This window comes from Sporomusa acidovorans (assembly GCF_900101845.1).
In the GTDB taxonomy this organism is placed as follows: Bacteria; Bacillota; Negativicutes; order Sporomusales; family Sporomusaceae; genus Sporomusa; species Sporomusa acidovorans.
Genome location: NZ_FNAM01000094.1, coordinates 1 through 6,800, shown reverse-complemented (window position 1 = coordinate 6,800; position 6,800 = coordinate 1). Strand labels below are relative to the sequence as shown.

Sequence of the window (6,800 nt, the reverse complement as noted above, 5' to 3'; positions counted from 1 at the left end):
GAAAACCTTCTTCACTCACGCGGCGTTGCTCCGTCAGACTTTCGTCCATTGCGGAAGATTCCCCACTGCTGCCTCCCGTAGGAGTCTGGGCCGTGTCTCAGTCCCAGTGTGGCCGTTCATCCTCTCAGACCGGCTACTGATCGTCGCCTTGGTGGGCCGTTACCCCGCCAACCAGCTAATCAGACGCAGACCCATCTCTAATCGATAGCATTGTAAAGAGGCCATCTTTCTTATCTCAGTCATGCGACCAAGATACCACATCCGGTATTAGCACCACTTTCGCGGTGTTGTCCCCAGCTTAGAGGCAGGTTGTCTACGCGTTACTCACCCGTTCGCCACTGAATTCGCTAGTTCGAGGTTCGATTGCTCGAAGTTCGATTTTAATGTTAGCAATTGATCTATCAATTGCTTCATCATACTTCGATCCTCGAATTCTCGAACCTCGAACCCGCGAAATTCCGTTCGACTTGCATGTGTTAGGCACGCCGCCAGCGTTCGTCCTGAGCCAGGATCAAACTCTCCATAAAAAAGCAGTATTTAGGAAGTTAGATGCACTACATCTAACTAAGCGACTACATCGACGCTAAAGCGCCGTGTATCTGCTTATGTTCGATGCGTTAGCAGTCGAACCTCAGCTATCTTATGAAGCCATTTGTTGGCTCTTACAATCAAGAAATTATTTATTGACGTTGAATTATCACAAATGATAATTCAACCGCACATCTGGCTTTTTGATGCATTACTTACATTGTTCAGTTTTCAGGGAACATCGTCGCTATTTTGCAGAGCCGACAGTTATATATGTTATCATGTCTACTTCATCATGTCAACATAATATTCTTTGGCAAGTCTTACTTGTCTTGGCAATATTTTGTCGTCTCTAGCAGCGACTTTCTTATATTATCATACCTTTCATTTAAATGTCAACACACCTATTGTCTGTAAATTGCAGGAAATAATACGCCCCCGGATACTTATCGATAAATAATCTCCAGGGGCATATTGTTTATATATAGGTTACTTTGTTCCGGCAACCTCGCCGCCGCTAATAGCAGCCTGAGCCGCCGCCAATCTAGCTAATGGCACACGGTAAGGAGAACAACTAACATAGCTTAACCCGATATCATGACAGAATTTAACCGAGCTGGGTTCGCCACCATGCTCACCGCAAATTCCAATTTCCAAATCCGGCCGAACCTTACGTCCACCTTCTACAGCTAAACGCATCAGCTTACCAACCCCTTTTTGATCAATGGCAATAAAGGGGTTTTCTTTCAAAATCTTGCGTTCAAGGTAATGGGGCAGGAATTTTCCTTCCGCATCATCTCTGCTAAAGCCAAGTGTAGTCTGCGTTAAATCATTTGTCCCAAAGCTAAAGAAGTCGCAAAGCTCAGCTAAATCTTCAGCCAAGAGGGCAGCCCGCGGCATCTCTATCATCGTACCGACCGAGTAATGGAAGTTAACCTGCGCGGTTTTCATCGTGTTCGCAGCAATATTCTCGATTTTTTCTCTAAAGAACTTCATTTCGTTGCTATCGATAGTCAATGGGATCTCAACTTCCGGCAGTACTTTATAGTCTTCTTTCGTCAGTCTGGCCGTTGCGTTGAAGATAGCTTGCATTTGCATTTCATAAATTTCCGGGAATGTTATGCCAAGCCGGCAGCCGCGATGCCCCAGCATTGGGTTGAATTCATGCAAAGCACGTACTTTCTTTAACATCTGTAATTTTTCTTCAAGCAGTGCCGGATTCTTGCCAGTTACTTTTAGTTCTGTGGTTTCAACCAATAATTCTTCAAGACTCGGCAGGAATTCATGAAGCGGCGGATCTAACAGTCGAATGGTTACCGGGAGCCCTTCCATGGCTTTTAAAATCCCGTAAAAATCACCTTCCTGCATTGGCAAAAGATGAGACAATGCCTGTTGGCGCTCTTCCAATGTTTCCGCCAAAATCATCTGCTGAACATAAGGAAGCCGGTCTTGCTGCATAAACATATGCTCGGTTCTAACAAGGCCAATACCGGTCGCCCCGAAATCCCGGGCTTTTTTAGCGTCTTCAGGCGTATCCGCATTCGCTCTGATTCCCAGACGCTTATATTCGTCTGCCCAAGATAACAAAGTACTATATTCCTTAGATATTTCCGGATCTTTCATCGGTACTTCGCCCAAGATTACCCGGCCGGTAGAACCGTCAACGGAAACCAGATCTCCCTTTTTAACAACGGTATCGCCGATCGTAAATTCCTGTTTAATATAGTCAATGCGAATTGCTTCACAACCGCACACACAGGGTTTGCCCATTCCACGGGCTACTACGGCAGCATGGCTGGTCATACCGCCTCTACTGGTCAAAACCCCTTGAGCGGCAACGATTCCATGAATATCATCCGGTGTTGTTTCCGTACGTACCAACAATACCTTTTTGCCGGCTTTGCCCATGCGTTCCGCTTCATCAGCATCAAACACAACCGTTCCGGAAGCCGCCCCGGGAGATGCCGGTAACCCTTTAGCCACAACGTTTAACGTCGCACTACTATCTATCTGACGGTGCAGCAACTGATCCAGTTGACCAGGTTCAACCAACAGCAACGCCTGCTGTTTGCTAATTAATCCTTCCTCTGACATCTCGAAGGCAACGCGCACACTCGCTTGCGCAGTGCGCTTGCCATTCCGGGTTTGCAGTATATAAAGCCGCCCGCGTTCGATCGTAAATTCGATATCCTGCATATTTTTATAGTGACTTTCCAGCAGTCTGGCAATTTTTGAGAACTCGGTATACAGTTCCGGCATCTCATCGCCAAGTTGGGCAATCGGCCGCGGAGTACGAATCCCTGCCACTACGTCTTCACCCTGAGCATTAGTCAAAAACTCACCATATAATTTGTTTTCACCCGTTGACGGGTTGCGGGTAAAGGCTACACCGGTACCGGAATCATTGCCCATATTGCCAAATACCATTGATTGAATATTGACGGCAGTCCCCAGATCGTGGTCAATTTTATTAAGATTCCGGTATACAATAGCCCGGTCATTATTCCAGGAACGGAAAACGGCCTCAATAGCCATAGCCAGTTGTTCCATGGGATCTTCCGGAAACGCCGTGCCGGTTTTTGTTTGCACTAATTCTTTATAATGATCAATAATTTTGCGCAAAGAGTCCGGATTAAGTTCTTGGTCATACTTAACCTTTTGGATATCTTTTTGCCTGTTTAAAATGTCTTCGAATTCATATTTAGGAATCTCCAGGACTACATCGCCGAACATTTGGATAAAACGGCGATAGGCATCATAAGCAAATCTGAGATTGTCAGTGTTTTTCGCAACTGATTGAACGGTAGTCTCATTAAGGCCCAAGTTTAAAATAGTATCCATCATACCCGGCATAGAAAACATAGCACCAGACCGTACAGATACTAACAATGGATTTTGTAAATCACCAAACTTCTTGTCTGCCTGTTGCTCAACAATCGCTAAATTGCGTTTAACCTCATCCATCAGCCCTGCCGGCAGTTTGCGGCCCAGACGATAATATTCGGTACATGCTTCCGTAGTAATTGTCATTCCCGGAGGCACAGGCAAACCTATATTAGTCATCTCCGCCAGGTTAGCCCCTTTACCTCCTAATAAAGCTTTCATATCTGCTTTGCCTTCTTTAAACAGATAAACATACTTAGCCACTTGTTACTACCCCTTTCCGGTAAATATCCAGCACATACGATGCTGTTTCTTCCACAGATTTATTTGTTACATCAATAACAGTGCATCCAAGTTTACGCATAATTGACCAGGCATACTCCTGTTCCGCTGCTATCCGTTCTATATTGACATAGTCAGTCTCCGCAGGTAATCCCATTATCCTCAATCGTTGCCTTCGTATTTCCTGTAAATTAGATGGTTGAATCGTTAGCCCAATAATTTTATTGGCCGGTAATTTTAAAAGTTCATCTGGTGGCTGCGTATCGGGCACCAGCGGCACATTGGCAGCTTTTATCCCCTTATGAGCTAGATACATACATAGTGGCGTTTTGGAAGTACGCGATACTCCAATTATCACTAAGTCAGCCTTTTGCAGCCCGTCTTGGGTTTTGCCATCATCAAATTTTACCGCAAATTCCACAGCTTCCACTTTAGAAAAATACTCTCTGTCAACTTTTCTAATAAGTCCGGGCTCATTGCGTGGTGCTAAACCGGTAATTTCTTCGATTGCCTGAATAACAGGATACATAATATCTATGCCATTCAGGCCAAGTTCTGCTGCCTTTTGCTGCAAACATGCTTTTAAATCCTGACGTACCAAAGTATAAACAACCGCAGCGCCGAGCTGTGCTGCTTCCCCTAAGATATTCTCTATTTCTTCTGCAGAATTTAAATGCGGCCGGCGCTTAATGTTTATCTCGACGCCGGCAAACTGACTGGCTGCTGCTCTTACTACAAGTTCACCGGTTTCACCAATTGAATCGGACAGAATATATATTGTTGTTGGTATACCTCTGGCTGAACGTATGGACATACTTCCTCCAATTACCGATATTACTGATTTTGATTCTTATTTTATTGAGGGTTATATTAAAAAAATGCCGCTTTAACCACCTCACAGCTTTTAATTATACTATACTAAATAAAATTATTAAGGCAATTAGCATACTCTAATAACAGTTTATTCAACGTAAAAGATTTTTTTCCTTCTCTTGTAATAAAAAAAACTATGACAGGTTTAACCGCCATAGTTTTCGCACTCTATGTGCTTCCCATTCAAAAATTTCTCTAATTTGGCAATTCTATTTAGTATCTTCAATGGCCTAAACTTTAAATTTCTGGACAACCAGTCGCAAGTTTTCCGCCATTTTGGCTAACGTCTGACTACTTGCAGCTATTTCCTCCATCGACGCCGACTGTTCCTCCGTGGCTGCCAAGACGGTTTGCGTATGGCCGATTGCCTTTTTGCTGATCGTATCAATATTTTTTACTTCTACAACCATATGCTGACTATTAGATGCCATTTCCTGCATGGTAATTGAAACCTCTTTTATTTGTTCAGAAACTTCCGTAACAAGCTGAGCTATATTGTCAAACGATTGACCTGCTGAAGTAACAACATCTGTTCCTTTTTTTACTTCTTTTGTGCCGTCATTCATAGCGATTACTGCATTATCCGTTTCAAGCTGAATTTCGCTAATCAAACCCGCTATTTGCTTAGCTGCTTCCTGCGATTGTTCAGCAAGTTTCCTGACTTCTTCCGCCACTACGGCAAAACCTTTGCCCTGTTCGCCTGCTCTGGCCGCTTCTATGGCGGCATTAAGCGCCAAAAGGTTGGTCTGCCCGGCAATACCTGATATCGTATCCACAATTTGTCCAATTTCCTTAGAACGCTCTCCTAACTTGGTAACCACCTTGGCGGACATAGCAACCGTTCTTTCGATACAATCCATTTGTTCGATGGCGGAACCAATAGCGCCCAGCCCTTCTTGGGCCGCATCAGCCGTTTTGCTGGTAGTATTCGAAACAGTATGACTACTCGTTGCCGTCCGTTGGATGCTTGCCGCCATTTGCTCAATCGTGGCAGATGTATCGTCAATATCTTTTGATTGCTTTTCGGCCCCACTTGCAATCTCGGTAATTGATGCGGCGACCTGTGTGGATGCCTGAGCAGATTGTTCTGCGCTGGCAGTCAGTTGTTCAGAGGAAGCGACCAAGTGATCGGCTGCCTGGGCTACACTGGCAATGACTTGCCGCAGATTATCAGTCATACGATTAACAGCCTGAACTAACTGACCAACCTCATCGTCAGAAGTAAGATTAACGGTCTGTACGGTTAAATCACCCTGGGAAATACCCTGTACATTGGCAACAACCGCTTTAAGCGGTTTGGCAATGATCTGGGCAACCCACCAACCGAAACCTAAGGCCAATAGGATAGAAATAACCGGGATAGCCATTAACATTTTATTGGCAAACACAGCATCCACATCGTTTTGGACACTTATTTGATCCGCCGACTGGGCATTGTACTCGGCAAGTTCGTCACCCAGCGTATTCATGGTACTAAGGTACGGCAAAGCACGGCTTTTATAGTATTCATACCCTTCCGTTCTTTGGCCGCTCGCTGCTAATTCCAATGCTTTTTGACGCTCGCCCCTATAGGATGCAAGGGCTTCCTTTATTTGTGAAATTTTTTCCTTCTCTGCAGAAGAAAGATTTGTTTTTTCATATTCCGCCATATATTTGTCATTTTCGTCTTTTAGCTTTTGAAATTGCTGGATATACTCTTGCTCTTTGGTTTTATCGTTGTTTACTAACAACATTTGCAACGTAATGCCTTCGCCAGCCCTGAGATTGACCCTAAATGAATTAATCCATTTTAGCGGCAACAGATTGTCTTTATAAATTGTCGTCATACCTTCATTGGCTTTTTGATTGAAGTAAAAGCCGGTAAAACCGATGAAGCCCATCCCGAATGCCATTAATACAATAAGGCTGAGAATTTTAGTTGCAGTGTTTAAATTTTTAAACATAGCCAATGCGCCTTCTTTCAAATATGTTGCTATAGATTACTTCGTGAAATAGGTCAAAAGTCCTATCGAATATGACAAATACTAAGAAATTTTTACATAAAATTTACACGGCATAGGTTATTTATGCCTACTACAAAAACAAAAGCCTGTAATCCTAGCAAAATCAAATTGCCGGATTACAGGCTTTTCTATTTAGTGTCGTGGGGCACTGCCATTTATTCTCCAAAGGGCATTTTCCCGTATTCTCCCTGGCAAAGCCAGGAATGCCCGCCACTCCATGGTGACCGATCT

General features: G+C 44.0%; 3 protein-coding genes and 1 rRNA gene. All 4 read right to left on the bottom strand.

Annotated elements, in window-relative coordinates:
* Nucleotides 1-527: ribosomal RNA gene (locus tag BLR65_RS28320) — 16S ribosomal RNA — on the bottom strand; the annotation flags it as partial.
* A gap of 490 nt (nt 528-1,017) precedes the next feature.
* On the bottom strand, nt 1,018-3,675 hold the full coding sequence (ppdK, locus tag BLR65_RS28315; RefSeq protein ID WP_093798125.1) for a pyruvate, phosphate dikinase: 2,658 nt from the start codon (nt 3,673-3,675) through the stop codon (nt 1,018-1,020).
* Nucleotides 3,668-4,507, bottom strand: a complete 840-nt coding sequence (locus BLR65_RS28310) for a pyruvate, water dikinase regulatory protein (protein ID WP_093798123.1) — start codon at nt 4,505-4,507, stop codon at nt 3,668-3,670. The genes ppdK and BLR65_RS28310 overlap by 8 nt, the downstream gene beginning before the upstream one ends.
* A gap of 289 nt (nt 4,508-4,796) precedes the next feature.
* The gene (locus BLR65_RS28305; protein ID WP_143122694.1) at nt 4,797-6,509 is read right to left on the bottom strand and encodes a methyl-accepting chemotaxis protein; all 1,713 of its coding nucleotides are present in this window, start codon (nt 6,507-6,509) and stop codon (nt 4,797-4,799) included.
* Between the last annotated feature and the right edge of the window lie 291 nt (nt 6,510-6,800).

Coding starts and splice junctions, on each gene's coding strand:
- BLR65_RS28310 (WP_093798123.1), bottom strand. CDS start 4,507: ATGTCCATACGTTCAGCCAGAGGTATACCAACAACAATATATATTCTG.
- BLR65_RS28305 (WP_143122694.1), bottom strand. CDS start 6,509: ATGTTTAAAAATTTAAACACTGCAACTAAAATTCTCAGCCTTATTGTA.